Source organism: Alistipes muris (assembly GCF_943193205.1).
In the GTDB taxonomy this organism is placed as follows: domain Bacteria; phylum Bacteroidota; class Bacteroidia; order Bacteroidales; family Rikenellaceae; genus Alistipes; species Alistipes muris.
The window spans coordinates 204,155-230,596 of the sequence record NZ_CALPDD010000001.1 but is presented as its reverse complement, the minus strand read 5'-3'; the positions used below and the strand labels follow the sequence as shown (position 1 = coordinate 230,596).

At 59.7% G+C, this 26,442-nt stretch carries 23 protein-coding genes; 13 read left to right on the top strand and 10 right to left on the bottom strand.

The window, feature by feature from the left end; translation table 11 throughout:
* Positions 1-169: 169 nt before the first annotated feature.
* Both NFR47_RS01080 and NFR47_RS01075 read right to left on the bottom strand, forming a co-directional pair.
* A complete protein-coding gene (locus tag NFR47_RS01080; protein WP_251213730.1) occupies positions 170-1,966 on the bottom strand; it encodes an FG-GAP repeat domain-containing protein in 1,797 nt (598 codons plus the stop codon).
* A gap of 370 nt (positions 1,967-2,336) precedes the next feature.
* Positions 2,337-3,410 carry a LacI family DNA-binding transcriptional regulator gene (locus tag NFR47_RS01075; RefSeq protein ID WP_251213729.1) on the bottom strand — a complete coding sequence of 358 codons (1,074 nt, stop codon included), beginning with the start codon at positions 3,408-3,410 and terminating at the stop codon, positions 2,337-2,339.
* Between the two features lie 113 nt (positions 3,411-3,523).
* On the opposite strand from NFR47_RS01075, the gene NFR47_RS01070 reads away from it, so the two are divergent.
* The 3 genes from NFR47_RS01070 to NFR47_RS01060 all read left to right on the top strand — a co-directional run bounded on the left by NFR47_RS01070 (position 3,524) and on the right by NFR47_RS01060 (position 6,642).
* Positions 3,524-4,651, top strand: a complete 1,128-nt coding sequence (locus NFR47_RS01070) for a DUF6786 family protein (RefSeq protein WP_251213728.1) — start codon at positions 3,524-3,526, stop codon at positions 4,649-4,651.
* 14 nt (positions 4,652-4,665) lie between these two features.
* Positions 4,666-6,288, top strand: coding sequence for a ribulokinase (locus NFR47_RS01065; RefSeq protein WP_251213727.1), 1,623 nt, complete (start codon positions 4,666-4,668; stop codon positions 6,286-6,288).
* 180 nt (positions 6,289-6,468) lie between these two features.
* Entirely contained in the window at positions 6,469-6,642 is a 174-nt protein-coding gene (locus NFR47_RS01060) for a histone H1 (RefSeq protein ID WP_251213726.1), read from the top strand.
* A 295-nt stretch (positions 6,643-6,937) separates the two neighbouring features.
* Here NFR47_RS01060 and NFR47_RS01055 read toward each other — a convergent pair whose 3' ends face one another.
* The 3 genes from NFR47_RS01055 to NFR47_RS01045 are packed head-to-tail and all read right to left on the bottom strand — an operon-like array spanning position 6,938 to position 10,396.
* Positions 6,938-8,650, bottom strand: a complete 1,713-nt coding sequence (locus tag NFR47_RS01055) for a phosphoethanolamine transferase family protein (RefSeq protein WP_251213725.1) — start codon at positions 8,648-8,650, stop codon at positions 6,938-6,940.
* Positions 8,651-8,653: 3 nt separating this feature from the next.
* Entirely contained in the window at positions 8,654-9,868 is a 1,215-nt protein-coding gene (locus NFR47_RS01050; RefSeq protein WP_251213724.1) for a BamA/TamA family outer membrane protein, read from the bottom strand.
* Positions 9,869-9,874: 6 nt separating this feature from the next.
* Positions 9,875-10,396 carry a hypothetical protein gene (locus tag NFR47_RS01045; protein WP_251213723.1) on the bottom strand — a complete coding sequence of 174 codons (522 nt, stop codon included), beginning with the start codon at positions 10,394-10,396 and terminating at the stop codon, positions 9,875-9,877.
* 151 nt (positions 10,397-10,547) lie between these two features.
* Here NFR47_RS01045 and NFR47_RS01040 point away from each other — a divergent pair, with 151 nt between their 5' ends.
* The gene (locus tag NFR47_RS01040) at positions 10,548-11,036 is read left to right on the top strand and encodes a low molecular weight protein-tyrosine-phosphatase (protein WP_251213722.1); all 489 of its coding nucleotides are present in this window, start codon (positions 10,548-10,550) and stop codon (positions 11,034-11,036) included.
* A gap of 31 nt (positions 11,037-11,067) precedes the next feature.
* On the opposite strand, the gene NFR47_RS01035 is transcribed toward NFR47_RS01040, so the two are convergent.
* Entirely contained in the window at positions 11,068-11,949 is an 882-nt protein-coding gene (locus NFR47_RS01035) for a PorV/PorQ family protein (protein WP_251213721.1), read from the bottom strand.
* 364 nt (positions 11,950-12,313) lie between these two features.
* On the bottom strand, positions 12,314-13,060 hold the full coding sequence (gene fabG / locus NFR47_RS01030) for a 3-oxoacyl-[acyl-carrier-protein] reductase (RefSeq protein WP_251213720.1): 747 nt from the start codon (positions 13,058-13,060) through the stop codon (positions 12,314-12,316).
* A 154-nt stretch (positions 13,061-13,214) separates the two neighbouring features.
* Here fabG and glyA point away from each other — a divergent pair, with 154 nt between their 5' ends.
* Together glyA and NFR47_RS01020 are read left to right on the top strand one after the other, a co-directional pair.
* Positions 13,215-14,495, top strand: a complete 1,281-nt coding sequence (gene glyA / locus NFR47_RS01025) for a serine hydroxymethyltransferase (protein WP_251213719.1) — start codon at positions 13,215-13,217, stop codon at positions 14,493-14,495.
* The gene (locus tag NFR47_RS01020; RefSeq protein WP_251213718.1) at positions 14,489-15,190 is read left to right on the top strand and encodes a DUF2461 domain-containing protein; all 702 of its coding nucleotides are present in this window, start codon (positions 14,489-14,491) and stop codon (positions 15,188-15,190) included. Before glyA ends, NFR47_RS01020 begins: the two co-directional genes overlap by 7 nt.
* A 71-nt stretch (positions 15,191-15,261) precedes the next feature.
* Here the strand turns inward: NFR47_RS01020 and glmS are convergent, their stop codons facing one another.
* The 3 genes from glmS to glmM all read right to left on the bottom strand — a co-directional run bounded on the left by glmS (position 15,262) and on the right by glmM (position 19,948).
* The gene (glmS, locus tag NFR47_RS01015; protein WP_251213717.1) at positions 15,262-17,106 is read right to left on the bottom strand and encodes a glutamine--fructose-6-phosphate transaminase (isomerizing); all 1,845 of its coding nucleotides are present in this window, start codon (positions 17,104-17,106) and stop codon (positions 15,262-15,264) included.
* An 89-nt stretch (positions 17,107-17,195) separates the two neighbouring features.
* Positions 17,196-18,557 carry a dipeptidase gene (locus NFR47_RS01010; RefSeq protein ID WP_251213716.1) on the bottom strand — a complete coding sequence of 454 codons (1,362 nt, stop codon included), beginning with the start codon at positions 18,555-18,557 and terminating at the stop codon, positions 17,196-17,198.
* Between the two features lie 2 nt (positions 18,558-18,559).
* Positions 18,560-19,948: a phosphoglucosamine mutase gene (gene glmM, locus NFR47_RS01005; protein WP_251213715.1), complete on the bottom strand. Its 1,389-nt coding sequence runs from the start codon at positions 19,946-19,948 to the stop codon at positions 18,560-18,562.
* Between the two features lie 126 nt (positions 19,949-20,074).
* On the opposite strand from glmM, the gene NFR47_RS01000 reads away from it, so the two are divergent.
* The 7 genes from NFR47_RS01000 to NFR47_RS00970 are packed head-to-tail and all read left to right on the top strand — an operon-like array spanning position 20,075 to position 26,393.
* Positions 20,075-20,950: a nucleoside phosphorylase gene (locus tag NFR47_RS01000; RefSeq protein WP_251213801.1), complete on the top strand. Its 876-nt coding sequence runs from the start codon at positions 20,075-20,077 to the stop codon at positions 20,948-20,950.
* Between the two features lie 45 nt (positions 20,951-20,995).
* On the top strand, positions 20,996-22,120 hold the full coding sequence (dnaN, locus tag NFR47_RS00995; protein ID WP_251213714.1) for a DNA polymerase III subunit beta: 1,125 nt from the start codon (positions 20,996-20,998) through the stop codon (positions 22,118-22,120).
* An 8-nt stretch (positions 22,121-22,128) separates the two neighbouring features.
* Positions 22,129-22,896: a 3'-5' exonuclease gene (locus NFR47_RS00990; RefSeq protein ID WP_251213713.1), complete on the top strand. Its 768-nt coding sequence runs from the start codon at positions 22,129-22,131 to the stop codon at positions 22,894-22,896.
* Between the two features lie 3 nt (positions 22,897-22,899).
* On the top strand, positions 22,900-24,744 hold the full coding sequence (locus NFR47_RS00985; RefSeq protein ID WP_251213712.1) for a LysM peptidoglycan-binding domain-containing protein: 1,845 nt from the start codon (positions 22,900-22,902) through the stop codon (positions 24,742-24,744).
* A 3-nt stretch (positions 24,745-24,747) separates the two neighbouring features.
* Positions 24,748-25,395, top strand: a complete 648-nt coding sequence (locus NFR47_RS00980) for a redox-sensing transcriptional repressor Rex (RefSeq protein WP_251213711.1) — start codon at positions 24,748-24,750, stop codon at positions 25,393-25,395.
* A gap of 3 nt (positions 25,396-25,398) precedes the next feature.
* On the top strand, positions 25,399-25,956 hold the full coding sequence (locus tag NFR47_RS00975) for an FAD synthetase family protein (RefSeq protein ID WP_251213710.1): 558 nt from the start codon (positions 25,399-25,401) through the stop codon (positions 25,954-25,956).
* 32 nt (positions 25,957-25,988) lie between these two features.
* On the top strand, positions 25,989-26,393 hold the full coding sequence (locus NFR47_RS00970) for an acyl-CoA thioesterase (RefSeq protein WP_251213709.1): 405 nt from the start codon (positions 25,989-25,991) through the stop codon (positions 26,391-26,393).
* Positions 26,394-26,442 lie beyond the last annotated feature (49 nt).

Here is a 26,442-nt window from a genome sequence, read left to right as displayed (position 1 = left end):
CAAGTCGTATCCTCTTGTCAGTCCGAATTTTGTCATCCCGGGCGCTTCCTCTTGTCTCTCCGAGAAACCCTTTCTTTCGTCTCTCCGAGAAATCCTTTCTTTCGTCTTTCCGAGGAGCCCTCTTCTTCCTCTGTCATTCTGAGGAGCCATCGGCGACGAAGAATCTAATCTATTCCGGACAGCCGTTGTTTTTCAGCAGATGGAAGTGCCCGTCTTCGGCACCTAAGAGCAGGTCCGGGCGGCCGTCGCCGTCCCAGTCTACGGGGGTGGGGCAGGTCGTGTGGCCCGCCAGCACACGGTCGCTCAGATTGCCCATGTATTCGTACCACACTTCGCCCTCTTCTTCGCGCACGTTGCGGAACCACGCCGCATTCTGGCTGTCCACAATCAGGTCCATGCGGCCGTCGCCGTCCCAGTCCGCGAAGCATATCTTGCGGCGGCCCGATTGTCCGCCTATGCCGTCGTTCAGCCGCAGCAGTCCCTCCGAGGTGTCGAGCACTCCTTTCTTGGCGCTGTACAGCGCGCAGTTGGTCGCATGGAAAATGCGGCGGCCCGGTTTGAGCAGCAGTTCGCCCTCCGGCGTGCGGAAGCGCTCGAAATAGGCCAGGTAGCCCTCGTGGTCCATCACCACCAGGTCCGTCAGCCCGTCGCCGTTCCAGTCCATCGCTACGGGCGTCGTGCGCCATTGGGTCGTCAGCGTCCCCGGTTCGGGGTTCCACCAGTTCCACGCAGGTTTGGGCGCTTCGCCCTCCCACGCCACACGCACAGGCTGCGCCGGGGCCAGCGCAAGGCCGTCCTTGGCTCCTAAGTTGCGGAACCATTCTATTTTGCCCCATATCGAGTTGACGATTATGTCCGGCAGCCCGTCGCCGTCCCAGTCGGCCACCGACAGCACCGTGTAGCCCCATTTGCGTTCGGCCGGACCTTGTATCGAGCCGTTCTCTCCGGCTTGGATGCGGAGCGGCCGTCCCTCCGCCTTAAAAAGTTTCGGCGCGTCCCACACCGGGTTCTCCCCGCCCGAAAGATTGCGTATCAGCGCGATTTCGCCCGCCGAGTTTCCGGCTATGATGTCTTGTTTGCCGTCGCCGTCCCAGTCGAATGCGCAGGGCGTCGACAGCGCGCCGAATTTCACCAGGTCGGCTTCCTGCCGGAAATAGAGCGGCTGCCCGAACTGCGGCATTCCCTTGCGGACCTTGCCCGTGTTGCGCACCCACGCCACCCGGCCGTCTTCGTCGCCCACTACCAGATCGGGGCGCCCGTCGCCGTCGAAGTCCGACACCACCGGCACGATCATCTCTATATGGAAGCGGATTTCGCCTTTCTTGTTCGCCAGCTGGCGGCCTGCCGCAAAGCGCGGTTCGCTGCGGGTTCCCGTGTTCTCGAACCACGTCAGCCCGTCGACGAATTCGCCGCAAATCAGGTCCAGGTCGCCATCGCCGTCGAAATCGGCGATGCAGGGGTTCGGCGCTCCGTACACGTCTATCGGCATTCCCCCGGCTTCGATTTTGCCGCGGTTCACATAGTTCCCGCCGACGTTCTCCAGCAGATACACATGGCCGTGCAGCGGTCCGCGCGTCCAGCGCCCCTCCGCATCGTATGCGTTGTCCCAGCCGTAATCGTCCCACGTGTCGATGCCTACAACGATGTCTTTGTCGCCGTCGTTGTCCCAGTCCACGTAGTTCCACATGTTGCTGCGCGACTTCTTGTAGGTCGCGCCCAGCACTTCGCCCTCATACTCGATCTGCTGTTTCTCAGCATAGGGCGCCTCGAAGAATCCGAGGTGTTCCGTCTCTTTCGACAGCACATAGGGCGTCCCGTCCACCTCCGAAAGGCGGATGTTGTTGAGTCCTTTTTCGCTGATACGGACCGCCGCGGCGAAAAGGGGTTTCTTCGCCGTGCCGATGTTCTTGAAATAGTAAAGTCCTTTGTAGGGGCGGTCGGGGCACGATACCAGCAGGTCTTTCACTCCGTCGCCGTCATAGTCGTACGGAATCGGAATGCCCCACAGGCCTACGCCCAGGTCGACCGTCAGCCCGGGATTGTTGTAGCGTAAAGCGCTAACGTTTCCTGCCGGACAGAGGGGGGGGGGAATTCAGGGCTTCGCTTGCCGTTTCCGCAGCCCGGACCGGAGTTGCCGTTCCCACCTGCAACAAGGCACCCGCCGCCAAAACGGCACGGGTCAATACAGAGGTACAAATTTTCATGTCTATCATCGTATTTATTATTTAAATCGTTTTAGCAACTTTTCAAAAAAAATAGTTACCTCCCATATCTTGCAGCTTTTTCTGCCCCGCGAATCTTGCTAAAACGTTTTAGCAAATCGGCAAAAAAAGTCGTCACAACGACTTTTCCATTTCTTTTTCAGCGGGTTCCGCCGCCTTGTCCGACACGCCGTACCCGGCGATTTCGGGCGTCAGAACCACCCGCGAGCTGCTCGCAGAGCGTTCCGCACGGTCTTTCTGCGCAATGGTCTTCATCAGCAAGTCGAGGGCTTCGGTCCCGAAACGTTCGATAGGCTGGCGCACATAAGCCACGGCCGTCTTGTAGATGTCGAACGCTTCGTTGCTGTCGAAGCAGGCCATCGCGAAGTCCTGCGGAATCCGCCAGCCGTTGCGGAAAATCGTTGTCAGTCCGACGGTCGCCAGCGTGTTGGTCGCAAAGACAAAAGCCTCCACGCCGCGTTTCTTCGCGTCGCGGACCACTTTCTCCATCCAGTTCAGCTTGTCGTGGCGCAGGTGGTGGATGTGGATATTCTCCGCCAGCCCGGCGCGGGTCATGCAGGCCTTGTAGCCGTCCTCGCGCTGGCGGATGTTCGACAGCGACATGGCGTAGGAAATCATTTCGATGCGGGTGAATCCCTGTTGGAGCAGGGCCGTGGTCGTCTGAAGCCCGGCCCGGCGGTTGTCGAGCACCACGCTGCTCGCCTCGGCGCCCTCGACTTCGCGGTCGAGCAGCACGAGCGGAACGTTCTGCTGCGCCACGTTGCGGATGATGTCGTCCGAACCCTCGCACGGCACCACGATCAGTCCGTCGATGCCTTTGTTGCGGAAAACCTCGATCAGGTTCTCCAGCTTCTGCGGATTCTCGTCCGTGCTGCCGAACAGCACCGTATACTTATGTTTATAGGCCCGGTCTTCGATGCAGCGGGCGATGTCGGCGAAAAACTTGTTCGAGATGTCCGAAACGATCACCCCGATGGTGTTCGTCTTGCCGCTGCGGAGCATCCGCGCCGCGTTGTTGGGCTGGTAGTTGAGCTTGTCGGCTATTTCCAGGATGCGCTGCGCGGTCTCTCTGTTGACCCGGTAGTTCTCCTGCCCGCAGTCCCGGTTGCTCATCACGAACGATACCAGGGCGATGGATACGCCCGCTTCCGTAGCAATGTCCTTGATGGTTACCTTGCGTGTCGCCATAATCTTCGCTGTTTTTGCAAAATCGGGAAATACTCTTACCTTTGCAAAGGTAATTAAAACGTTTTAACAAACAAATTTTTCCCGTTCTTTTTTCCAATCGGACCGTTTGTATTATGGCTGCCTACGGCGAAGACCTCGATTTTCTGAAAGCGCACAGCATCGGCTTTCTCGAACTGACCGACCCCCAGGGTGCCGCCCGGATATGTATCGTACCCGGCTGGCAGGGGCGTGCGATGACCTCGACCGCCGCAGGACGCGCCGGCACGAGTTTCGGCTGGCTCAACCGCCCGCTCATCGCGTCGGGCGCCGTGCGGCCGCAGTTCAATCCGGTAGGCGGCGAAGAACGCTTCTGGCTCGGTCCCGAGGGCGGCCCGTTCTCGCTCTACTTCGCGCCCGGCGCACCGCAGGAATACGCCAACTGGCAAGTACCCGCGGCGCTGGACACCGAACCCTACAAGATAGCGGAACAAAGCGCACAGCACGTACGTTTCACCCACGAAGCAGTTTTCCGCAACGCTTCCGGCACCCGGTTCGAGGTGGGCATCGACCGCCGCATAACGCTCCTGCGGCCCGAAGACGCCGGAATGGAACTGCCCGCCGGAGTGTGCGCAGTGGGGTATCGGAGCGAAAACCGCATCGCCAATCGGGGTTCGGAGCCGTGGACGCCGCAGAGCGGTGCTCCCTCCGTCTGGCTTTTGGGCATGTTTCCGCCGTCGCCCTCGACCACGGTATTCCTGCCTTACGACACGGCGGCCGAGGGCAAGATAGTAAACAGCGATTATTTCGGCATCGTTCCCGCCGACCGCCTTTCGGTGGGCGAGGGGCTGGTCTGCCTGCGCATCGACGGCGCTTTCCGCTCGAAAATCGGTCTGCCGTGCGGCCGCGACTGCGGTATCTGCGGCAGCTACGATTCCGCATCCCGAACCCTTACCTTAATCAGATATGCCCGTTCGCGGCCCGGCACCCGCTACGTCGAAAGCCGTTGGGGCGAGCAGGCCGACCCGTTCGGCGGCGACGCGGTCAACGCCTACAACGACGGTCCGACCGAGACGGGCGAGGTGATGGGGCCTTTCTACGAAATCGAAACCTCCTCGCCGGCCGCGTTCCTACAGCCGGGCGACGAGCTCTGCCACGCGCAGGAGGTATTCCATATCCAAGGACCGGAGCAGGCGCTCGCCGCCGTCATCCGGCCGCTGTTGTCCGCCGACCTCGAGAAGATTAAAAATTTATTCGATTGCTAAAACGTTTTAACAACATGAAGAACCCGACCTACACCATTGGCGTCGACTTCGGAAGCGATTCCGTCCGGTGCCTCGTCGTCGACACGTCCGACGGCCGTGAAATGACCTCGGCAGTGTGTGCCTATCCCCGCTGGAAACAAGGACTTTACTGCGACCCGGCGCAGAACCGCTACCGCCAGCACCCGCTGGACTACATCGAATCGCTGGAACGGTGCGTCGGCGAAGCGCTGGCGAAATGCGGCGCGGAGGTGGCCGCCAACATCCGCGGCATCTCGTTCGACACGACGGCTTCCACGCCTGTACTGACCGACCAGCAGGGCACGCCGCTGGCCCTGCTGCCCGAATTCGCCGAAAATCCCGACGCGATGTTCGTGCTGTGGAAAGACCACACGGCCCTCGCCGAAGCGGATTGCTTAAACGATTTAGCAAAACGCTGGGAGACCGACTATACCCGCTACTGCGGCGGCACCTATTCGTGCGAATGGGTGTGGGCCAAGGTGCTGCACTGCCTGCGCAACGACCCGTCGCTAAGGGCCAAGACCTACTCGTGGGTAGAGCACTGCGACTGGATATGCGCCCTGCTGGCGGGCGACACCACGCCGGAGAAAATAGCCCGCAGCCGCTGCGTGGCCGGCCACAAAGCCATGTGGCACGAGGAGTGGGGCGGGCTCCCGCCGTTCGGGTTCCTGACGGCCGCGGACCCGCTGCTGGGCATCTTCGAGGGGCATCTGTACCGCGAAACCGTCACGGGCGATGTGCGTATCGGGAGCTTGTGCGCCGAATGGGCGTCGCGGCTGGGGCTGCAACCGGGCATCGCCATCGGCATGGGGGCCATCGACTGCCACGTGGGAGCCGTCGGCGCGGGAATCGTACCGGGGACCCTGGTGAAGGTAATGGGGACCTCGACCTGCGACATAGTGGTGGGCACCTACGACGAAGCCGGCGACAAGGCCGTGCGGGGCATCTGCGGACAAGTCGACGGCTCGGTGCTGCCGGGATACGTCGGATTCGAGGCGGGGCAGGCGGCGTTCGGCGACATATACGCATGGTTCCGCCGGCTGATGGCATGGCCGCTGCGCCGGATAGCGCAGAGCGACCCGGCGCTGGAAGAACGCATACTTGAAGAACTGACGGCCGAAGCCGAACGCCTGCCGCTGAGCGACGAAGACCCGGTGGCGCTCGACTGGCACAACGGCCGCCGCACGCCCGACGCCGACCCGCGGGCACGCGGAACACTCGACGGACTGACGCTTGCGACCTCGGCCCCGGCGCTGTTCAAGGCGCTGGTCGAAGCGACGGCGTTCGGCTCGCGCGCCATCAACGAACGGATGCTTGAGGAGGGAGTGACGATAGACAACATCATAGCCATCGGAGGAATCGCCCGCAAGTCGGCGTTCGTCATGCAGACGATGGCCGACGTCATCGGAGTGCCTATCCGGGTAGTGAGCAGCGACCAAGCCTGCGCCCTGGGAGCGGCCATGTTTGCAGCCGTAGTGGCGGGAATCCATCCGTCGGTCGCGGCCGCACAACAAGCCATGAGCCCCGGATTCTCGGCCGAATACCGCCCCGACCCGGAACGCCATGCGATTTACGACCGGCTTTACGCCCGCTATCTGCAACTCGGAAACACCCGCTGAGGACCCGGCAGAACGACGTAGAGACGCGGCTGCGGTCGGCAGAAAACGGGAATTCAACGGGTCCGGAGAGCCGCAGAACGCGATTTTTCCCACAAAAAACGCTATTTTTTTGCTGCGGGATGGGAATTTTAGATAATTTTTATATCTTTGCGAAGAAAACAAACCCAAAAATCATTAGACATGAAAGAGTTGGTAACGAAAATCAATGCTGAGTTCGAGGTATTCGCCGCTAACGCAGCCGCTCAGGTAGAGAAAGGCAACAAGGCCGCAGGTACCCGCGCCCGCAAGTCGGCTCTGGAAATTTCCAAGCTGATGAAGGAATTCCGCAAGGTATCGGTAGAGGCTGCGAAATAAGCCCCCGCGCCGAGCGAAAACCAAAAAGGCCGCCCCTTCAAGGGGCGGCCTTTGTTGTTGGATGGCATAAGCACTTCGCCTTTCCACAGGATGGTGACGTTTCATATAAGGAAAGATTCTTCGTCGCTTACAGCTCCTCAGAATGACAAGGAGGCGGCACTCGAAATGACGAGGCAGGAGAGCCGCGGCGGAAAGAAGAATGCTCAGAATGACAAGACACGGGGAGCACAGCCGGACAACAGGAAACGGACGGGCTCCGGAATGCCCTGGCGAAAACGCAGCGAACTTGAACAACTCAGAGCTCGATACCGTTCTTCCGGAACACCTCCAAGTCCTGCGGCCGAAGCCCGGCACGAAGATAAGGAACGGCCTCGTTGTGGTCATTGAGATAATAACGCGGAGCCCTCCTGTCGAACGCGGGACTGACCAACGACACGGAATCCCTGACATAAGGACTGCTGATGGCGGCGATCTGCGCCATGGTATGGAACAAGGCGTGGGTATTGGCGGGAACGTCGGAATTGGCGGCGGCCGTCTCGGCGACCCCGGGGAACGCGGCGCGATAATCGGGCGAAAACCAGGCGAGCGAAGCGACCCACAACTGATAAGCCGTAGCGGTGGGAGAAGCGTGGAGAAAACGCTGCCGCTCGTCGTCGAGCAAATCCTCGCCGTGGTCGGCGCAATAGAGCACGGCGGACGACACGCCGCTGAGCGAACGGAGGTAAGCGATGGTCTCGGCGAGGAAGTGGTCGGTATAACAAACGGAATTGTCGTAGGCGTTGCACAACTCACGGGCATTCTGGGGCGCGATGGAGACGTTGTCGTCGGGCAGGAACCGCGCGAACTCGCGGGGATAACGCTCATGATAGCTGAAATGCGACCCGTAGCAATGGAGGATGAAGAACAGCCGCGGCGAAGAACTCCGGCGGACGGCTTTCTGCACCTCTTCGAGCAGCTGCATGTCGTGGCGCGGAGAACGGATATAGACCAGATGCCGGGCGTCGTGGGCCAGGCGGTCGATCATGGCCCCCTGCTGCGACTGGTTGGAAATGAACCAGGTATCGAACCCAGCCTCGTTGAAGAGCGCGGGGAGCCCCTTGCGGCGGAACAGCTCCTCGTGCTGGTGGGTACCGACGGACGAAAGGAACAAGGGCACGCTTTTATGGGTGGTGTTGCTCTGGGTGAGTATGTTGCGGAACAAGACGACCTCCTTCTCCTGCGAAAGCCGCGGGTTGGTAGGGCGGCCGTAACCCATCAGCTGCCAGTTCATGGCCCGCGAAGCCTCGCCTATAATATATAGGTAAATCTCGCGCTCGGGCACCCGGTCGGGCCGCGATGCGGAATAAGAGAACCCCTCGGAAGTATCGTCGAAACGGTAGGCCTTGCGGAACTCGATGCCGCTGAGCCGCATGTTATAAAAAGCGTTGACGGGGAAAATCTCGTCGCGCAGGACGTGCTTGTGCTCGCTGAAATGGTAGGCGGGCCACAAAGCCAAGGCCCCGAGGACGAACAACGACGCGCCCGTGAGCCCGACAGTCATGCGGGCGGTGCGGGAAATATAACGCTTATGCCCGATTTCGCGGGCCGCGAACCACAGCAACGGAAGATAAATCGCCAGGACGAGCACCACGGCGGGATAAATGTTCTCCAACAACTCGCCCGCCTCGCCGGGATTGGTAGTCAAGAGGTTGGTGAACATGTCGGTGGCGATGACGGAATTGCCGAAGAGATAAAGCAACACGATCTGAAACGTACTGAAGAAGATGAAAGGAAACGCGCACCAAATCATGATGCCCGAACGCCGCAGGAGGACGCTCCACATCATATAGAACCCCAACGGCAGCAGAATGAGGGCCTCGACCGTCCAAGCCGGATAATGCTCGGTACAGGCCAGCACGCAATTGGGGATGATGAGAGCCACGAAGAAATAGACGGTCAACAAGGTGGTGAAACGGCTGCGCGTATGGCGCCAGACCCTGACACGATGCCTGTTCGGAGAAGTAGCCATGGACTAAAAAGCTTCGTTGATACTGAGCAGGAAACCGCTGGTCTTACGGCCGAAACCGTAGTCGACGCGCACGTTGACCCGCTTTTTGAACTCCCAACGCAGACCGACGCCGTAGTTGGGCAAGGTATGCGACCAATCGAACCGGTCGCCGGAACGCTCGCTGAAGACATTGCCGGCACCGCCCCAGACCGTGCACCCGAAACGCCGCCAGATACGCTGGCGCAATTCGAGCTGGACCGTGAGCAGGCAATTGTCGGTGTAGCGCCCCTCGTAATAACCGCGCATGCGCCGGCTGCCGCCCATGCGGGCGAGCATGGGCCATGGAGCGGCGGCGGAATTGAACTCGCCGTAGAAATCGAACGCCAGGGTACAATCTTTCCAAACACGCTGGAACCAGTCGAACGTGAAAGTAGCGCGGTAAAGGGTAGTTTCGCAGGACCCGAGCGCCTTGGGGAAAATGGTCCCTTCGAGACTGGCGTAGAACCCGCGCCACGGGCCGGGAATGAAATCGCGCGAATCGTACTCGACGATAGCACCGATGCCGGTGAGGGTGTAAGAATGCTTCTGGTGACGGATGTAACTATCGCCCGCAGCGTCGAACTTCGTGCCGTCAGTATGCTGGAAACTGAGCCGCGAACCGACGTAAGTGTGGGGCAGGACGCGATAGACGTAACGCGCATGGACCTTGTACTGCTTCTCGACGTAGGAAGTTTCGGGGTTGCGGCGCGCATCGCAGTAACCGATGCCCCACAAATCGCGGGGCGCCGAAACGAACATGGCCAGATAATCCATCTTGCTGCGGCTGCGCCGGAAATAAGTATTGCCCTCGACGCCGACGGAGTAAAAACCGGAAATGGAGACGGTGGCGAAGACGGAGACGTCGGAGGGCGGGATGAGGGAATCGGTGCGGTCGATGCGATAAAGCCCTGCGGCCAGCACCCCGATTCCGAAGTTGTTGGTTTTGGAATAATTAGGCCCCCCGGCGAAGGTGAGGTCGATCTTCTTCTCGAAAGTACGGTCGACGGCCGACTTGCCGAAGTAGTCGATGATCCGCCCGACGAACGACCTGCGCCGGACGGGCGTATCGGCCGGGAGGGAAAGCGAATCGACGGCAGCGGGAGTGGCGGGACTCTGCGGCCCGCCGGACGGGGAGACCCCGGCCCGAACGACGAAGCACGACCCGAACAACATGAAAAACAAAACGATGCGGCGGAACATCCGGATTTATCTGTAAGGCTCGACCGCCTTGTAGAAAGCCTCCTTGTCCGCCTCGGAAAGCACCCCCTTGCGGATGAAAACCAACTCGCCCTCCTTGGAAACGATCATCAGCACGAACTGGTTGTTGCAATCGCCCAGCCCCCAGGCGGTACTGAGCGTACGGTCCTGGTCGGCGAGCACGACGGCGCCGTTCTTGGCGGTGCGCTTCTTAGCCATGCTGCGAGCCATGCCGTTGGGAATCATGGGAGCGTCCTTGAGGTTCATGACGCCGAAACCGTAGAGGTTGTCGCCGGCGGCCCTGTGGTTCTGCTCCATTTCGATGGTGAAATCCTCGTTCTGCTTATGACGGTCGGGATCGACGTAGAATATCAGGAGGTTCTTTTTACCCCACTGGGGCAACATGGCCGGATTGCCGTCGAGGTCGAGCACCTCGACGTTCGACACCCTGCGGCGCGTCTCCTGCGAACCGGCGAACGGCGCGGAACTCAGAAGCAGGACGACCAGCATCGCGATACGTTTCAATTTCATGGCTTTCACGTTATAATCTGCACTTGCGGATGCGGGACAAAGGTACGACATTTCCCCCAATGTATAACTCCCCGCAGGCGACAATATTGTTCGGAACGTCTTCATTGCCATTTACAAAAAGATTGCCTATCTTCGCGGAAAACAACCGACCATGCCGGAAAAATACAAAATACTTTTCGTCTGCCTGGGCAACATCTGCCGCTCGCCGGCCGCCGAGGGCGTCATGCGGCACCTTGCGGAAACGCAGGGGCTGTCGGAACGGCTCGAAATCGACTCGGCAGGCACCTACGGAGGCCATCGCGGCGAACTGCCCGACCCGCGGATGCGGAGCGCGGCGGCGAAACGGGGACTTGGACTTACGCACCGCTCGCGGAAGATAGAGGAAGAAGACTTCGCGGAATTCGACCGCATCGTAGTCATGGACGACATGAACTACGAAGATGTCCATCGGCTGGCGCCGTCGCGCGAAGCGGCCGAACGGATTGACCGCATGCGCGAATTCTTCCGGAAACACCCGGACCGGAGCCATGTGCCCGACCCGTATTACGAAGGGCACGAGGGTTTCGAGCTGGTGCTGGACCTGCTGGAAGACGGCTGCGAAGGACTGCTGGAAACACTGAAAAAAGAGGGACGCATCTGACGTCCCTCTTTAGGCGAATATCGGGCGGACCCTAAAAATCGAGCCCGAAACTGATGCTGTAAGTATTGCGCAGCAAGGTGTTCTTTTGGGCGAAAAGGTAGGCGAAGTCGAGCCGCAGGTGGAGGATGCGGAGCCCGGCGCCGACGCTGGCATAGGAGGGGTAGTAATCCCGCCGCTCGCCGTAATGGTATCCGGCCCGGAACTGCACGAGCTGCATGAGGTTGTACTCGGCGCCGACCGACACCTGGCACCCGCGCACGGGCGAAGGCGAAAAACAATAACCGAAATCGGCACCGACGGTCAGTTCGTGGGCGTCGGAAAGGAACGTATCCAACGCGACGCCGGCCGTGAGGCTGATGGGGAGCGAATAATCGCTCTTATGGAAATAACCACCCAGATTACCGAGCTTGGCGCCGACGCGCAAAGTGGAAAAGTCGCCGACGCTGTTCAAGGGCTTCATCCAACCCACGCTCAAATCGACCGCCAAGGCATCGCCCGAACCCTCGGAGCGCTTGAAGTGCATGTAACGGGTGACGCCGCCGACGGCCCAACGGTCGCCGATACGGCGCGAATAACCCAAATCGACGGCCATGTCGTTACCGCCCTGCTCGCGGAAGAACTGCCGCCAACCGATTTGGGTGAGGTTGAAATTGTCGAAACGCCAATAACCCGTAACGGCGTAATAATTGGACTTGCCCTGCCCGTAATAAGAAGACGAAACCTGCGACGGCATGAGCGAAAAAGCAGCCATGGCCGGATTGCTGTAAATGGGGTGGGAACCCGAAAGGGCAGTCATGGCGACACCGCCCATGGCGAGCGTCTTGGCGTCGGGCGACGGGAGCCAGGCGACCTCCTGCGCCGGGGCCACCGACAGGCTCAACACGAAGAACGGGATGGACAAGAGACGTTTCATGGGAAAGACGATTAGATAATGCAAAGATAGTGCAATTCTACCGAAACTTGACAGGCAGGGGAGAAACAATTACGTCGCTGCACTCCGTGATTGTCTGCGTCGCGGCGGCAAAACATCTGCGACAGAAAATCCCTGCGGGATACTGCTTCGGGAAGAACAAACCAGCTCAAAATCCGGGGAAACAATTACGTCGCTGCACTCCGTGATTGTTTGCATCGCGGCGGCAAACGAAAATCGCTGAACTTTCCATGAAAGACCGGATATGAAAAAAACACCCGCCCGAATAAACTCGGCGAGTGTTTTTTCATATCCGCGATGTCCGAAGACATCGGTTCAGCGATTTTTCGTCTGCTCGTACCGCTCCTTAACAATTCATAGCGCCACAGCAGTGGATGACCTGGCCGGAGACGTACGACGAGAGGTCGGAAGCGAGGAACAAAGCGACCTTGGCGACGTCCTCGGGCGTACCGCCGCGACGCAGGGGAATCTGCTGGTACCAACCCTCCTTGACCTCGTCGGGCAACTTATCGGTCATGTCGGTGATGATGAAACCGGGAGCGATGGCGTTGGCGCGGATACCGCGGGGACCCATCTCCTTGGCGATGGACTTGGCCAGACCGATCATACCGGCCTTGGAAGCGGAGTAATTGCACTGGCCGGCGTTGCCGCTGACGCCGACGACGGACGACATGTTGATGATCGAACCGCTCTTCTGACGTGCCATGATGGGCGTGACGGCGTGGATGAAGTTGAACGCAGACTTGAGGTTGACCGTCAGCACGGCGTCCCACTGAGCCTCGGACATGCGCATCATCAAACCGTCCTTGGTGATACCGGCGTTGTTGACGAGAATGTCGATACGGCCGAAATCCTTGACGATTTCGTCGATGACCTTGTGCGTATCCTCAAAATTGGCAGCGTTCGATGCGTAACCCTTGGCCTTGACGCCCAAAGCGGCGATTTCGGCCTCGGTAGCCTTGCCGTTCTCGTCGATGTTCAGGTCGGTGAAAGCCACGTTGGCCCCCTCGGCGGCGAACTGCAGCGCGATGGCCTTGCCGATGCCGCGTGCAGCTCCCGTCACGACAGCCACTTTTCCTTCGAGTAATTTCATAGTCTTCAAATATTTTATGTTGAATCGTTTTGCCTGTTGCGCCGCGAAGATACGAAAAATATTTGAAACACGGCCGGAAACTCTTGAATTTCGGCGAAAATGACTTATCTTTACCCATCGAAAGAAGAACCAACAAAAAACCCGCAAAAAACTTATGGAAAGAGATTCCCGGATTTTCGATCTGATCGGTGCCGAACGCAGCCGTCAGATGCACGGCATCGAACTGATCGCCTCGGAAAACTTCGTGAGCGACCAGGTGATGGAAGCCATGGGCTCGGTGCTGACCAACAAGTACGCCGAGGGCTATCCGGCAGCCCGCTACTACGGCGGCTGCGAAGTGGTCGACCAAATCGAAAACCTCGCCATCGAACGCATCTGCCGTCTCTACGGTGCCGAGTATGCCAACGTGCAGCCCCACTCGGGCGCGCAGGCCAACATGGCGGTATTCTTCGCGTGCCTGCAACCGGGCGACACGTTCATGGGGCTCGACCTGGCCCACGGCGGACACCTTTCGCACGGCTCGCCGGTAAACATGTCGGGCAAATATTTCAAGGCCGTAGGGTACAAGCTGGACGAAGCGACGGGACGCATCGACTACGACGCGATGGAACGGCTGGCGCTGGAGTGCAAGCCCAAGCTGATTGTGGGCGGGGCCTCGGCCTACTCGCGCGAATGGGACTACGCCCGGATGCGCGCAATCGCCGACAAGGTGGGCGCGCTGCTGCTGGTCGACATGGCCCACACGGCCGGACTGATTGCGGCGGGGCTGCTGGAAAACCCGGTGAAACATGCGCATATCGTGACCTCGACGACCCACAAGACCCTGCGCGGACCTCGCGGAGGTATCATTCTGATGGGCAAGGACTTCGAGAACCCGTGGGGACAGACCACCCCGAAAGGCGCGGTGAAGATGATGTCGCAGATACTCAACTCGGCCGTATTCCCGGGCATCCAGGGCGGGCCGCTGGAACATGTCATCGCGGCCAAGGCGGTGGCGTTCGGCGAAGCGCTCGACCCGAGCTACAAAGAATACCAGCGCCAAGTGCAGAAAAACGCCCGTGCGATGGCCGACGCCTTTGTGAAACGCGGCTACAAAATCGTGTCGGACGGCACGGACAACCACCTGATGCTGGTGGACCTGCGGACGAAGTTCCCCGACCTGACGGGCAAGCTGGCCGAAAAATGCCTGGTGGCGGCCGACATTACGACCAACAAGAACATGGTGCCGTTCGACAGCCGCTCGCCGTTCCAGACGTCGGGCCTGCGCTTCGGGACCCCGGCCATCACGACCCGCGGTCTGAAAGAAGACAAGATGGACTGCATCGTGGAACTGATAGACCGGGTGCTGCACGACCCCGAAAACGAGGAGAACATTGCATCGGTACGCCGCGACGTGAACGCGCTGATGGCCGAATATCCGCTTTTCGCATGGTAATCCGCCCGGCCGACATGGAAGAAATCGTGGGCTTCTTCCGCCGTTTGGACGAAAACAACACCCGCGAATGGTTCGACGCGCACCGCAGCGAATGGACGCATGTGAAGGCGCTGGCGGCGAAGCTGACCGAAGAACTGATCGAGGGAATCGCGGCGTTCGACCCCACGGTACGGGGACTGCGGGTGCAGGACTGCACCTACCGCATAGCGCGCGACACGCGGTTCTCGAACGACAAAAGCCCCTACAAGAACTGGCTGGGAATCTTCGTGGCGCCGAAAGGCAAGAAATCGGGCTATGCGGGCTACTACCTGCACATAGCCCCGAAAGGCGACCGGATGATAGGCGAGCATATGCTGATTTCGGGCATCTACTGCCCCGAACCGCTGCTGCTGCGCTCGGTGCGCGAAGAAATTCTTGACAACGGAACGGAACTGCAAAAAGCCATCGACGCGGCCAAAGGATTCCGGCTCAACACGGACAACAAACTCAAACGCGTACCGACGGGATTTCCGGCCGACTGCGAACACGCAGAGCTGCTGAAGCACAAGGACTGGTGCGTAGAGAAACCGATAGACGAGAGTTTTCTGTATGCCGAAGATTTCGTGGAACGGGCGGTCCAGGAATTCCGGAAGACGCACGGCTTCATCGAAATCATCAACCGGGCCGTGCAATACGCCTACGAAGAAATGATGTAAGATAAAGGCGCCGACCTCACGAGAAGTCGGCGCCTTTATTTTTTGTTCCAGATTCTTCAGAATGACATTTCCTACTCGACCGTGACGGACTTGGCGAGGTTGCGCGGCTGGTCGACGTTGCGCCCCTTGTAGACGGCGATGTAATAAGCCATGAGCTGCAAGGGAATCGACACGACGATAGGCATGAGGCACTCGGTGATGACAGGCACCTCGATGCAATAATCGGCCGAACGCCGCACCTGCTCGTCGCCGCGCGCCATGACGGCGATGATCTTGCCGCCGCGGGCCCGGACCTCCTCGATGTTGGAAGCGGTCTTCTCGTACGTATGGTCGGGCGTGGCGATGGCGACGGTCGGCATCTCGGCGTCGATGAGCGCGATGGGCCCGTGCTTCATCTCGGCGGCGGGGTAACCCTCGGCATGGATGTAGGAAATCTCCTTGAGCTTCAAAGCCCCCTCCAACGCCGTGGGGTAATTGTAACCGCGGCCGAGGTAGATGAAATTGTGGGCATAGGTGAAAATCTTGGCCAAATCCTTGATTTGGTCGCCGACCTTCAACACCTCTTCGAGCGTCTGCGGCAACTCCAGCAAAGCCTTGGAGACCTCGCGGTAGTAATCGTCGGAGACGGTGCCTTTCTCGCGGCCGATGGCGAGCGCGAGCATGGCCATGACGGTGACCTGCCCGGTGAACGCCTTGGTCGAAGCGACGCCGATTTCGGGTCCGACGTGGATGTAAGCCCCCGAATCGGTGGCGCGGGCGATGGACGAACCGACGACGTTGCAAATGCCGAAGACGAAGGCCCCGGCCTTGCGGGCCAGCTCGACGGCGGCCAAGGTATCGGCCGTCTCGCCCGACTGCGAGACGGCGATGACGATGTCGTCCTCGCGGATGATGGGGTTGCGGTAACGGAACTCCGAGGCGTACTCGACCTCGACGGGGATGCGGCAGATGGATTCGATCAGATGCTCGCCGATGAGCGACGCATGCCACGAAGTACCGCACGCGACGAAGATGATGCGGCGGGCGGCGACGAACTTGTCGCGGTGGTCGATGACGCCCGAGAGCTTGACCTCGTAGGTCTCGGCGTTGATACGGCCGCGGATGCAGTCGACCAACGTACCGGGCTGCTCGTAAATCTCCTTGAGCATGAAGTGGGGATACCCGCCCTTTTCGAGCTGGGAAATCGACAGCTGGAGCTTCTTGATGTCGATGTTGCTCTCCCGGTTGTCGAGGGTGACGACCTTCAAAGGCTTATGGCGGTTGATGACCGCGACCTCGCCGTCGTTGATGTAGACGAAATCTTCGGTATACTCGATGATGGAAGTGGCGTCGGAACTGAGGAAATACTCGTCCTGACCGATACCCACGACCATCGGGCTGCTCTGACGCGCGGCGATGATTTCGTCGGGGTTGTTCTTCTCGATGATGGCGATGGCGTAGGCCCCGACGACCTGCTTCAAAGCCTGCTGCACGGCTTCGAGGAGCGAACAGCTGTTGGTCTTGCGGACGTACTCGATCAGATTGACGAGCACTTCCGAATCGGTGCTGCTGCGGAAAGTATAGCCGTTCTCGACGAGGGCGTCCTTGAGCACGCGGTAATTCTCAATGATACCGTTATGAATCAAGGCGATGTCCTCGGATTCGGAGTAATGGGGATGGGCATTGACGTCGTTGGGCACGCCGTGCGTCGCCCAACGCGTATGGGCGATACCGATATGACCGAAGAGGTCCTTGCCGTCGAGGAAATGCTCCAGATCGGCGACCTTGCCCTTGCATTTGTAGACGTTGAGCCCGCCGCCGGCCCCGACCAACGCGACGCCCGCACTGTCGTAACCGCGATATTCGAGCCTGTGCAGGCCCTTGATAAGGATGGGGCAGGCGTCGCGCCCGCCGACATAACCGACTATTCCGCACATGATGGGTCTTGGTTTTAGGGGTGCTAAATTAAGAAAAAAATCCGAATCGCCCTGCAAAAAGGCCCGGATTTGAATCCGGGCCCTGGCGTCTATTGTGCGAAATACTTATAAAACAGCGGAATAGTCTCGACGCCCTTGTGGAACTGGTCGAGCCCGAAACTCTCGTTGGGCGAATGGATGGCGTCCTCGGCCAACCCGAAGCCCAGCAGCAACGACTTGATACCCAGAATCTCCTCGAATCCGCTGATGATGGGAATCGACCCGCCCGAATAGAAAGGCAGAGGCTTGCAGCCGAAAGTATCGGCGACGGCGCGCTCGGCAGCCTTGTAAGCGGGCATGTCGGTAGGCGCCACGTAGGGCATGCCGCCGTGCAGGAACCTGACGGAGACTTTGACGCTCTTGGGCGCGACGCGACGGAAATGGGCCTCGAAGAGTTTGCCTATCTTCCGGAAATCCTGGTTCGGAACCAGCCGCATCGAAATCTTGGCCGAGGCTTTCGAGGGAATCACCGTCTTGGTTCCCTCGCCGGTATAACCGCCCCAAATGCCGTTGACGTCGAGCGACGGACGGATTCCGGTGCGTTCGAGGGTGGTGAACCCGGCTTCGCCCTCGACGTCGCCGATACTGAGCGAACGCTTGTAGGCGGACAGGCTGAAAGGCGCCTTGTTGAAAGCCCGGCGCTCGGCGGGCGTGAGCTCGCGGACATCGTCGTAGAAACCCGGAATCGTCACGCGGCCGTTCTCGTCGATAAGACCGGCGACGAGCCGGGCCAGCACGTTGGCGGGGTTGGCGACGGCACCTCCGAAGAGCCCCGAATGGAGGTCCTTGTCGGGCCCGGTCACTTCAACCTCCATGTAAGTCAACCCGCGCAACCCGCAGGTAATGGAGGGAGTGGACATGGAGAGCATGGAGGTATCCGACACCAGAATGACGTCGGCTTTCAACAACTTTTTATTGCGGCGGCAGAAACCGTAAAGGCTGGCCGACCCGATCTCCTCCTCGCCCTCCAACATGAACTTGACGTTGCAGGGAAGCGAATCGGTGGCGCACATGGCCTCGAACGCCTTGGCGTGCATCCACAGCTGCCCCTTGTCGTCGTCGGCGCCGCGGGCCCGAATGCGGCCGTTCTCGATGACGGGCTCGAACGGGTCGGTCCGCCACTCGGCACGCGGGTCGACGGGCATGACGTCGTAGTGGCCGTAGACCAGAACGGTTTTGGCCTTGGGGTCAATGATTTTCTCGGCGTACACCACCGGATTGCCGTCGGTAGGCATCACCTCGGCCCGGTCGGCACCCGCCTTGACCAAAGCCGCGGCGAGCCACTCGGCGCAACGCTGCATGTCGGGCTTGTGCTCGGACTGCGCGCTGACCGACGGGATACGCAGCAAGTCGAACAACTCGCTGATGAAACGCTCCTTATTGGCGTCTATATAATGCTTTACTTTATCCATGTCTACAAGTTGCATATGGTTTTGATTTCGCTGATGAAACGCTGGGCCAGCGCATCGGCTTCGGCCATCGTCCGGGCCTCGGTGTAGATGCGGATGATAGGCTCGGTATTGGACTTGCGGAGGTGGACCCAGCAGTCGGCAAAGTCGATTTTGACGCCGTCCGTATCGTTCACGTTTTCATGGGCATATTTGGCCTTTACCTCACGCAGAACTTTATCCACGTCGATAGCCGGAGTGAGCGAGATTTTGTTCTTGGACGCGAAATAGGCCGGGTAAGTGGCCCGCAACTCGGTCATCTTCATGTTCTTGGACGCGAGCCACGTGAGGAACAAAGCCGTGCCCACCAGCGCGTCGCGGCCGTAATGGAGCTCGGGATAGATGACCCCGCCGTTGCCCTCGCCGCCGATGACGGCGCCGACCTCCTTCATCTTGGCGACCACATTGACCTCGCCGACGGCCGACGCGAAGTAACTGCCGCCGTAACGCTGCGTCACGTCGCGCAGAGCCCGCGACGACGAAAGGTTGGAAACCGTATTGCCCGCCTTGCGCGAAAGGACGTAATCGGCCACGGCGACCAACGTATATTCCTCGACGAACATCGAACCGTTCTCGCTGACGAATGCCAGCCGGTCGACGTCGGGGTCGACGACGATACCCAGGTCGGCCTTTTCGCGCACGATGGCTTCGGCGATAGCCGTAAGATTCTCAGGCAGCGGCTCGGGATTGTGGGCGAACTCGCCCGAAGGCTCGCAGTTGAGCTCGACGACCTCGCAGCCCAGTTCGCGCAGCAATTTGGGCATGACGATGCCGCCGACCGAATTGACCGCATCGACGACCACCTTGAAATGCCGTTTGCGCACGGCCTCGGCGTCGACCAGGGGCAGCGCCAGCACGCGGCGGATATGCTCGCCGTTGAAATCCTCGCGAGAGATGACATGACCGATGGCGTCGATGGCGGGGTAGTCGAAACCGCACTCCTCGGCCATGGCCAGCACCCGTTTGCCCTCGGCATCGGAAAGGAACTCGCCCTCGGCGTTGAGCAGCTTGAGGGCGTTCCACTGGCGGGGATTGTGCGACGCCGTAATGATGATGCCGCCGTCGGCCTTTTTAGTGATGACGGCCATTTCGGTGCCGGGCGTGGTACACAGCCCGACGTTGATGACATCGGCGCCGCAGGCCAGCAGGGTGCCCTCGACCAGGTCGCCGACCAACTCGCCCGACAGCCGGGCGTCGCGCCCCACGACTATGGTAAGTTTTTTGCCCGGATTGCGCTCGGCGATGAGCCGGGCGTAGGCCGTAGTGAACTTGATGACGTCGGGCGGCGTCAGGTTGTCGCCCGCAGGCCCCCCGATGGTGCCGCGGATGCCCGAAATGGATTTGATGAGCGTCATGGAAAGTATGCTGCAATTAAAGGTAAACCGGACTTCGGGAACGACGAAATTTTCGCCCGAAGTTTTGTAATTCGATGTAAATATATTACTTTTATGCCAATTATGAAAATCAAAAATCAGACGACCATGCGTACTATTCCCGCTTCCGAATTGATTATCAACGAAGACGGCTCCATTTTCCATCTGCATCTGCGTCCCGAGCAACTGGCCGACACGGTGATTCTCGTGGGCGACCCGGGCCGTGTGGCCCTGGTGGCCGAACATTTCGAGAACGTGGAATGCCGCGTCTCGAACCGCGAATTCAACACCGTGATCGGAACCTACAAGGGCCGGCGCATGACGGTGCTTTCGACGGGCATCGGCATCGGCAACATCGACATTTCGGTGACGGAGCTGGACGCGCTGGCCAACGTGGACTTCGCAACCCGGCAGGAAAAGGCCGAGAAACGGCAGCTCACGCTGGTGCGCCTGGGAACCTCGGGCGCCATCCAGCCCGACATCAAGGTAGGCGACTTCCTGTTCTCGCGCACGTCGGTGGGCTTCGACGGACTGCTGAGCTACTACAAAGGCCGCGACGCCGTCTGCGACCTGGAACTGGAAGAAGCGTTCGTGAAGCACACGGGCTGGTACGAGAAGATGCCGCGCCCCTATTTCGTGAATGCGGACAAGACCCTTTTCGAGCATTTCAAGGATGCGACGACGGAGGGCATGACCATCGCGGCACCGGGCTTCTACGCCCCGCAGGGCCGCTGGGTGCGGCTCGAACCGCACGACGCGCATCTGAACGAAAAAATCGAATCGTTCGACTTCGGCGGCCGACGCATCACCAACTTCGAGATGGAAGGCTCGGCGCTGGCGGGCCTGGCGGCGCTGATGGGGCACCGTGCGGCGACGATCTGCACGATTATCGCCCAACGCATCGCGCTGGACGCCTGCACGGACTACAAACCGTTCGTGAAGAAAATGATTGTCATGGCGCTGGACAAGCTGGCGACCCTGTAAGAGAAAAGCAAAGAACATAACAGAAATAAACAGAAAGAAAAAAGTATGAAATTCTCAGTATCAAGCTCCGCACTGCTCTCGCTGCTGGCGACGACCGGAAAAGTCATCAGCAACAAAAATACGCTGCCCATCCTCGACTACTTCCTGATGGAGTTGAGCGGCAGCGAACTGAAGGTGACCACCTCGGACCTCGAAACGACGCTGGTAGGCTCGATAGCCGTGGAGAGCGTGGAGAGCGAGGGCACGATTGCGGCCCCGGCCAAACTGATGCTCGATTCGCTCAAGGAATTTCCGGAGATGCCGCTGACCGTCGACGTCAACGACCAGAACTGGGAAATCAAAATCAACTGGAAGAGCGGCTCGCTCTCCATCCCGGGAGCCAGCGCCGTGAGCTATCCCGCCGTGCCGCAGCTGAGCGCGGAGAAAAAGGAACTGAAGATGGATGTCGACACGCTGGTGGCGGGCATCAACAAGACGATATTCGCGACGGCCGACGATGAACTGCGCCCCGTGATGAACGGCATATTCATCAGTCTGACGCCCGGCGCGCTGACGTTCGTAGGCACCGACGCCCACAAACTGGTGAAGCACGAATCGGAAATGGAGAACGCGGAGACCGCCTCGTTCATTCTGCCGAAGAAACCGGCAAACCTGCTGAAATCGGTGCTGCTCAAGGAAGACGACGCCATCGAAGTGGCTTTCGACTCGAAGAACGCCCAGTTCAAACTCAAGAGCCACACGCTGGTATGCCGGCTCATCGAGGGCAACTACCCGAACTACAATGCGGTGATTCCGGAAAACAACCCCAACAAGGTGCTGGTGGACCGCATCGAACTGCTGAACGGCATCAAGCGCGTGGCCGTCTGCTCGAACCCGACGACCAACCTGATCCGCATGGACATCGCGGCCAACAAGATAACGCTCACGGCCCAGGACATCGACTTCTCGGTATCGGCCAACGAAACGATTTCGTGCAGCTACGACGGGCAGGAAATCTCCATCGGCTTCAAATCGACCTTCATGGTGGAAATCCTCTCCAACATGGAGACCCCGACCGTGATGGTGGAACTGGCCGACTCGACCCGCGCGGGCGTCTTCAAACCCGTCTACGACGAGAAGCAGACGAGCGCGACGCTGATGCTGCTGATGCCGATGATGATTAACGCATAAGGGCGCGTATGAAACTGAACCTGAAGCGGCCGATCGTCTTCTTCGACCTCGAAACCACGGGTGTGGACGCCTCGAAAGACCGCATCGTGGAAATCTCGATGATAAAGGTCATGCCCGACGGCACGGAAGATACCCGGACCCGCCGCATCAACCCCGGAATGCCCATACCGGCCGAAGCGACGGCCGTGCACGGGATAACGGACGCCGACGTGGCCGATGCGCCGAAATTCGCGCAGGTGGCCAAGTCGCTCGAAGAATTCATCCGCGGCTGCGACTTCGGAGGATTCAACTCCAACCGCTTCGACCTGCCGCTGCTGGTCGAGGAGTTCATGCGGGCGGGGCTCAGCGTAGACCTCAAGCGCCGCAAATTCATCGACGTGCAGAACATCTTCCACAAAAAGGAACAGCGCACGCTGGTGGCGGCCTACAAGTTCTACTGCGACAAGGAACTCGAAGACGCCCACTCGGCCGAAGCCGACACGCGGGCGACCTACGAAGTGCTCAAGGCCCAGCTCGACCGCTACGACGACCTGGAAAACGACGTGGACGCGCTGGCGGCCTACTCCTGCCGGGGCGAAGCGGCCGACTATGCGGGGCGCATCCTCTACAACGAAAAAGGGGAGGAGGTCTTCGGATTCGGCAAGTACAAAGGCCGCTCCGTAGCCGAAATCTTCCGCGAGGAACCGAGCTACTACGCGTGGATGATGAACGGCGACTTCCCGCTCTACACCAAAAAGGTCATTACCGAAATCCGGATGCGCGATAAACTGAAATAAGGAATGAAACGACTGTGCGTCGCCGTGCTGCTGACGGTATGGGGGCTCTGCGCCCTGGCTGCGGAGAAATCCGGAATCATCGTCAGCATCAACGGCACAAAATACTATATCCACACCGTGCAGGCGGGAGAGACGCTCTACGGCCTGTCGAAAACCTATGCGGTCGGCGAACGGGTCATCGTCGAAAACAACCCGGAGACGGCCGCAGGACTGAAAGCGGGGACGAGCCTCAAAATCCCCTACGTGGCCTCGCTGGCCGAACAGATGCCGGAGAAGAAGCTCCGCCGGACCTTCACCAAACACTACGTAGCCAAGGGCGAGACGCTCTATGGGATCTCGCGGGAATACGAAATCCCGATACAGACCATCATCGAGGACAACCCGTCGCTCGACCCGATACGCCTGCGGCCGGGCGAGAGGATACTGATCCGCAAGAAGAAAATCGGCTCGGAAGACGAAGCTGGAAGCCGCGCGCAGTGGGAAGAATACCGCTCGTCGCTCAACAGCATAGCCGCCCCGGGCGACGCCTACCACATTGTCCGGCAGGGCGAAACGTTCTACTCGCTCTCGAACCACTACGGCATCAGCGAAGAAGAACTTTCGCGGCTGAACGACGGGCTGAAACCCTCCGAACTGAAAGCCGGAGCGATGATAAAGGTACCGAGCGCCGAAGCTCCGGCCCCGGCACGACCGGAGACACCGGCAGAAGAACCCGAAACACCCGTCCCGGCCGACACGCTGGAGCAGTCGAAACCTTTCGGCGAAGTGGAATTCCGGGCGCTGAAACCCTCCGAGACGCTCAAGGTGGCCCTGCTGCTGCCGCTCTCGACGCAAACCGCCGGAGCCAACACCAACTACTTGGAATTCTACCAAGGCTTCCTGCTGGGGCTCGACAGCGTGAAAACCCGCTACGGCTATTCTGTCGACCTGACGCTGTTCAACACGGGCCGCGACAAGGAAAAGGTGGAGGAATTCATGAAGAGCGAAGAATTCCGCAGGTCCGACCTCATCGTAGGCCCCATCTACGAAGAGGAAACGCACGCGGTGGTCCGCTTTGCCGAAAAGCGGCGGATTCCGGTGGTATCGCCGCTGGCCCACATCGAAAACCTCGGAAGCGATGCGCTGTTCCAACTGGCACCGGCCCCGGCGCACAAATACGACAAGATAGTCGATTCGCTGGACGGCCGCCGCATCACGCTGATATACACGGCCGACACGGACCATGAATTCGAGGCCGAGATACTGGCGCTGCTCGGCGACCGCGAATACCGGAAGCATACCTATAAATATGAACATCCCAACGACATCGCCAAACACCGCAGCTACAGCCCGGCCGATCTGACGCCATTACTGAACAACGAAGAGAACAACCTGTTCATCATCATGGCCGACAACGAAGTGGACGTGGACCGGATTCTGGCGGCGCTGGCCTCGGCCGACACGAGCATCACGACCCGCGGACGCATCGTACCCCGCTTTGCCGTGCTGGGCAATGCGCGCTGGAACCGTTACAGCAACATCGACCGCGCAATGTTCTTCAAGGACCGGGTGATTTTTCTGACGACCTACCACGCCAAACGCGATGCGGATGCCGTGCGGGCATTCGACGGCGCCTACATCCGGGCGTTCGGAACGCTGCCGACGCTCTACTCGTACCGGGGATTCGACACGGCGATGATTTTCTGCCCGGCCATGTTCGGCGACATCGAATACGACATGGAGGGCCGCCGCTACCGGCCGCTTCAGACGGCCTACGTCTTCGGGCAGGAGCAGGAGCACCAGAACCACGTGAACAACAACTGGATGCGCGTGAACTACCAATCGGATTTCACCATAACCGTCGAATAAGGCATGGGAGCTTTGACCAACGGGATTCCCGAAAAAACCATCGAACGACTGAGCGAATACCGCCGCACGCTGCTGACCAGCCACCGGCAGGGCATCACGCACATCTTTTCGCACGTATTGGCCGGAATCCACGGAATCACGGCCGTGCAGGTGCGCCGCGACCTGATGCTGATAGGCTTTTCGAGCGACACGAAAAAGGGCTACGACGTACAGGTGCTCATCGACTACATCAGCAACATCCTCGACAGCCCGGCGCCGATGAACATCGCCGTACTGGGCATGGGCCACCTCGGGCAGGCGATTACGAAGTACTTCAACGGCAAGGGGCTGAATCTGAAGATCACGGCCGCATTCGACGTCGACCCGGAAAAGGTGGGCAAGAAAATCGACGGCATTCCGTGCTACCACATGAACGCTTTCGAGAAGATGGTCGAAGACAAGGACATTTCGATTGTCATCCTCTCGTCGCCGACGAAAGTCGCGCCGGAGCTGGTGCTGCCCATCATCAACGCCGGAATCAAGGGGGTGCTGAACTTCACCTCCACGCCGCTGAACTTCCCGCAAGGAATCGTGGTCGAGAACTACGACATCACGACGCTGCTGGAAAAAGTGGCCTACCTGGTCAAGGAAAACGACGCTTCCAATCCTTAGGCGATGCGCGTTTTCGAGGGATTCGGTTCGCTGCCGGGTTTCAGACATGCGGCCGTGACGGTAGGCTCGTTCGACGGGGTGCACCTCGGCCACCGGGCGCTGCTCGAACGGCTGACAGCGGAAGCTGAGGCCGCCGACGGCGAAAGCATCGTCATGACTTTCGAGCCGCACCCACGCATAGCGCTGGGCCGGGCCGAAGGACTGCGCCTGCTGACAACCTTGGAAGAAAAGATAGGTCTGCTGGAACAATCGGGCGTCGACAACGTGATTGTCATCCCGTTCGACCGGGCATTCGCCGCGCTGTCGGGACGCGACTTTATCGAACGCTGCATCTGCGGTGCGGCAGGCGCCGAAACGCTGATTGCCGGCTACAACCATCGGTTCGGCCACGACCGAACCGGAGCCGACGAAATCGAAGCGTCGGGGCTGCTGCGGGTAGTGCGGGTCGGCGAATACCGGCTCGACGGACAACATGTCAGCTCCACGGTCATCCGCCGACTGCTCGACGAGGGCAAAACCGCCGAAGCCGAACGGCTGCTGGGGCGCAGAATGAAGAATTAAAAATGAAAAATTAAGAATCCATCTTCTACATCATGAAATCTTTCGACTGCCGGATTCGCGTGTGGTACAAGCACACCGACCAAATGAGCATCTGCCACCACTCGAACTATATCTGCTACTACGAAGCGGCCCGCAGCGAATGGATGCGCGCGCTGGGACTGCCGTTTGCGGAGGTCGAACGCCGCGGCATCATGATGCCCATCCTGGAAGTGCAGTCCAAATACCTGCGTCCGGCCTACTACGACGAACTGCTGACGGTGCGCATCATGCTCAAAGAACTGCCCGCGGCCCGCATCACGTTCCACTACGAAATCTACAACGAACGCGGCGACCTGCTCAACACGGGCATGACGCAGCTAGGATTCATCCACAGCGACACCCGCCGTCCCTGCCGCTGCCCCGAGTGGTTCCTCGAAGTGCTCGGCAAGCAGGAATAAGCGGGCCTGCCGAACTTACGAACAAAAAACGGGAGCGGATTTTTCCGCT

What these genes read in the sequence shown, in the direction of transcription:
- NFR47_RS00990 (WP_251213713.1), top strand. Translation starts at nt 22,129, where the DNA reads ATGAAACTGAACCTGAAGCGGCCGATCGTCTTCTTCGACCTCGAAACC.
- NFR47_RS01020 (WP_251213718.1), top strand. Translation starts at nt 14,489, where the DNA reads ATGGTAATCCGCCCGGCCGACATGGAAGAAATCGTGGGCTTCTTCCGC.
- NFR47_RS01040 (WP_251213722.1), top strand. Translation starts at nt 10,548, where the DNA reads ATGCCGGAAAAATACAAAATACTTTTCGTCTGCCTGGGCAACATCTGC.
- NFR47_RS00980 (WP_251213711.1), top strand. Translation starts at nt 24,748, where the DNA reads ATGGGAGCTTTGACCAACGGGATTCCCGAAAAAACCATCGAACGACTG.
- NFR47_RS01060 (WP_251213726.1), top strand. Translation starts at nt 6,469, where the DNA reads ATGAAAGAGTTGGTAACGAAAATCAATGCTGAGTTCGAGGTATTCGCC.
- NFR47_RS01075 (WP_251213729.1), bottom strand. Translation starts at nt 3,410, where the DNA reads ATGGCGACACGCAAGGTAACCATCAAGGACATTGCTACGGAAGCGGGC.
- fabG (WP_251213720.1), bottom strand. Translation starts at nt 13,060, where the DNA reads ATGAAATTACTCGAAGGAAAAGTGGCTGTCGTGACGGGAGCTGCACGC.
- NFR47_RS00985 (WP_251213712.1), top strand. Translation starts at nt 22,900, where the DNA reads ATGAAACGACTGTGCGTCGCCGTGCTGCTGACGGTATGGGGGCTCTGC.
- glmM (WP_251213715.1), bottom strand. Translation starts at nt 19,948, where the DNA reads ATGACGCTCATCAAATCCATTTCGGGCATCCGCGGCACCATCGGGGGG.
- NFR47_RS01035 (WP_251213721.1), bottom strand. Translation starts at nt 11,949, where the DNA reads ATGAAACGTCTCTTGTCCATCCCGTTCTTCGTGTTGAGCCTGTCGGTG.
- NFR47_RS00970 (WP_251213709.1), top strand. Translation starts at nt 25,989, where the DNA reads ATGAAATCTTTCGACTGCCGGATTCGCGTGTGGTACAAGCACACCGAC.
- NFR47_RS01050 (WP_251213724.1), bottom strand. Translation starts at nt 9,868, where the DNA reads ATGTTCCGCCGCATCGTTTTGTTTTTCATGTTGTTCGGGTCGTGCTTC.
- NFR47_RS01045 (WP_251213723.1), bottom strand. Translation starts at nt 10,396, where the DNA reads ATGAAATTGAAACGTATCGCGATGCTGGTCGTCCTGCTTCTGAGTTCC.
- glyA (WP_251213719.1), top strand. Translation starts at nt 13,215, where the DNA reads ATGGAAAGAGATTCCCGGATTTTCGATCTGATCGGTGCCGAACGCAGC.
- NFR47_RS01000 (WP_251213801.1), top strand. Translation starts at nt 20,075, where the DNA reads ATGCGTACTATTCCCGCTTCCGAATTGATTATCAACGAAGACGGCTCC.
- glmS (WP_251213717.1), bottom strand. Translation starts at nt 17,106, where the DNA reads ATGTGCGGAATAGTCGGTTATGTCGGCGGGCGCGACGCCTGCCCCATC.
- NFR47_RS01070 (WP_251213728.1), top strand. Translation starts at nt 3,524, where the DNA reads ATGGCTGCCTACGGCGAAGACCTCGATTTTCTGAAAGCGCACAGCATC.
- NFR47_RS00975 (WP_251213710.1), top strand. Translation starts at nt 25,399, where the DNA reads ATGCGCGTTTTCGAGGGATTCGGTTCGCTGCCGGGTTTCAGACATGCG.
- NFR47_RS01010 (WP_251213716.1), bottom strand. Translation starts at nt 18,557, where the DNA reads ATGGATAAAGTAAAGCATTATATAGACGCCAATAAGGAGCGTTTCATC.
- NFR47_RS01065 (WP_251213727.1), top strand. Translation starts at nt 4,666, where the DNA reads ATGAAGAACCCGACCTACACCATTGGCGTCGACTTCGGAAGCGATTCC.
- NFR47_RS01055 (WP_251213725.1), bottom strand. Translation starts at nt 8,650, where the DNA reads ATGGCTACTTCTCCGAACAGGCATCGTGTCAGGGTCTGGCGCCATACG.
- dnaN (WP_251213714.1), top strand. Translation starts at nt 20,996, where the DNA reads ATGAAATTCTCAGTATCAAGCTCCGCACTGCTCTCGCTGCTGGCGACG.